This is a genomic window from Seohaeicola saemankumensis (assembly GCF_021021435.1).
Taxonomy (GTDB): Bacteria; Pseudomonadota; Alphaproteobacteria; order Rhodobacterales; family Rhodobacteraceae; genus Seohaeicola.
This window is the reverse complement of record NZ_JAINWI010000050.1, coordinates 1-2,504: the sequence shown is the minus strand read 5'-3', so window position 1 is coordinate 2,504 and position 2,504 is coordinate 1. Positions and strand designations below refer to the sequence as shown.

The 2,504-nt window shown below is 59.1% G+C and carries 1 protein-coding gene and 1 pseudogene; both read right to left on the bottom strand.

What is annotated here, in order from left to right:
- Positions 1-72 precede the first annotated feature (72 nt).
- Positions 73-870: an IS21-like element helper ATPase IstB gene (istB, locus tag K7H22_RS19865; protein WP_230802540.1), complete on the bottom strand. Its 798-nt coding sequence runs from the start codon at positions 868-870 to the stop codon at positions 73-75.
- Positions 860-2,392: pseudogene (istA, locus tag K7H22_RS19860) on the bottom strand (IS21 family transposase). Before istA ends, istB begins: the two are co-directional and overlap by 11 nt.
- Positions 2,393-2,504 lie beyond the last annotated feature (112 nt).

The following is a 2,504-nucleotide window of genomic DNA, read 5'->3' as shown; positions in this document are numbered from 1 at the left end:
TGTTGATTTTCACTCAGAACTGAGCCGGTTTTTTCACCGAGAAGTGAGCCACCTCTGATTATGGATTTTGGTTCATGCTGGGGTCAAGGTGTGTGTTATTTCCTTCTTTTTTGCAGCAGATGCCGCAGCTGAGCTTGCTTTGAAGCGGAAGCTTTCGTTTCCGGTTTCAAGGATGTGACAGCGGTGGGTGAGGCGATCGAGCAAGGCGGTTGTCATCTTGGCGTCGCCAAAGACCGTTGCCCATTCGCTGAAGCTGAGGTTGGTGGTGATCACGACGCTGGTGCGCTCGTAAAGCTTGCTGAGCAGGTGGAAGAGCAATGCCCCACCTGACGCACTGAACGGCAGATATCCCAACTCGTCCAGGATAACGAGGTCGAGCTTGGTCATGGCTTCCGCGATCTGCCCGGCCTTGCCCTTGATCTTTTCCTGTTCGAGGGTGTTGACCAGTTCGATGGTCGAGAAGAAGCGGACCTTGCGGCGGTGATGCTCGATAGCTTGGATGCCGAGTGCCGTTGCGACGTGGGTCTTTCCTGTGCCTGAGCCCCCGATCAGGACCACGTTCTGGGCGCCGTCCATAAACTCGCAGCGGTGCAGGGTCCTGACAGTGGCTTCGTTGATCTCGCTGGCGGCGAAGTCGAAGCCGGAGAGGTCTTTATAGGCCGGGAAGCGGGCCGACTTCATGTGATACGCGATCGACCGGACCTCGCGTTCGGCCAATTCAGCCTTGAGAAGTTGCGACAGGATCGGGATGGCGGCTTCAAAGGCCGGCGCGCCTTGCTCGATCAGATCAGTGACTGCTTGTGCCATGCCATACATCTTCAGACTGCGCAGCATGATGACGATGGCGCCGGCGGCGGGGTCATGACGCATGGCGGCCTCCAGCGATCTGGGAGCGCAGATCATCATAGCGTTCGACATTAGCTTTGGGTTCCTGGCGTAGGGCCAGCGTCTGTGGCGTATCCAGTGGCGGGCCATCAATCACCTTGCCGTCGACCAGCCGGTGCAGCAGATTCAGCACGTGGGTTTTGGTCGGCACGCCCTCGGCCAACGCAAGTTCTACGGCGATGAGAACGGCTTGTTCATCGTGCTGAAGAACCAGTGCGAGGATGTCTACCATCTCGCGATCACCGCCGGGCTTGCGCAGCATGTGATCCTGCAACTGCCGGAAGGCAGGTGGCAATTCCAGGAACGGGGCGCCGTTCCGAAGAGCCCCGGGCTTGCGTTGGACGACCGCCAGATAGTGCCGCCAGTCGTAAATCGTCTTTGGTGGCAACTTGTGACTGCGCTCGATCACGCGGGCATGTTCGCACAGGATGTTGCCCTCAGCCGCCACCACCAGCCTGTCCGGATAGATCCGAAGGCTGACGGGGCGGTTCGCAAATGACGCCGGAACACTGTATCGATTGCGCTCAAAGCTGATCAGACAGGTGGGCGAGACGCGCTTGCTCAGTTCGACAAAGCCGTCAAAGGCCACGGGCACCGGCATCAGCGCCGCCTGCTCTTCGGCCCAGACATCAGCAATCGTGCCAGGCAGTTTGCCATGCGGGGTCTGCCGCCACAACTCGAGGCAACGCTGCTCCAACCAAGCATTCAGCGCAGCGAGGTCTGGAAAGTCCGGCATACCTTGCAGCATCTGATGGCGGGAATCTCAAACGTTCTTCTCGACTTGCCCCTTCTCCCAACCCGCCGCAGGATTGCAGAACTCCGGCTCATAGACATAGTGGTTCGTCATGGCGAGGAAGCGCATGTTGATCTGCCGCTCCTTGCCGCGACCGACGCGATCAACCGCGGTGCGCATATTGTCATAGATACCGCGTCCGGGGACGCCGCCAAAGACCCGGAACGCGTGCCGGTGTGCATCGAACAGCATCTCATGCGTCTGCAACGGATAGGCACGCAGCAGAAAGGCCCGGCTGTGTGACAGCTTGATATGCGCCATCTGCAACTTCGTGCGCTCGCCGCCCAGAACCGCAAAGTCTTCGCTCCAGTCAAACTGGAAGGCTTCGCCACGATCAAAATGCAGCGGCACAAAGGTCCCGCGCCCCGTCGTCTGCTGTTCACGCTGCCGATCGGCCCGCCACCGTCGTGCAAACGCGGCCACCCGGGCATAGGAGCCGGCAAAGCCAAGCGCCACGAGATCGGCGTGCAACTGCTTCACTGTGCGCCTCTGTTTACGCGACTTTCCGGCTTCGGTCTGCAGCCAACCCGCCAGCTTCTCGGCAAAGGGATCAAGCTTGCTCGCCCGTTCCGGCGTCGCGAATTTTGGCTCGATGGTGTTCGCCGCCAGATGTTTGGTCACTGTATTCCGCGACACGCCTGTCAACCGCGCGATCTCGCGGATCGACAGCTTCTGCCGCTTATGCATCCGATGGATGATATTCAAAAGTCCCATGTGGATCACTCCGTTGCCCCCGCTGCTTTCTGCTTTGGGGGTAGGTTCACATGGCTCAGTTCTCAGTGAAAATTATCCGCCTTACCGGCTCAGTTCTGGGTGAAAATCAACA

What these genes read in the sequence shown, in the direction of transcription:
- istB (WP_230802540.1), bottom strand. Translation starts at nt 870, where the DNA reads ATGCGTCATGACCCCGCCGCCGGCGCCATCGTCATCATGCTGCGCAGT.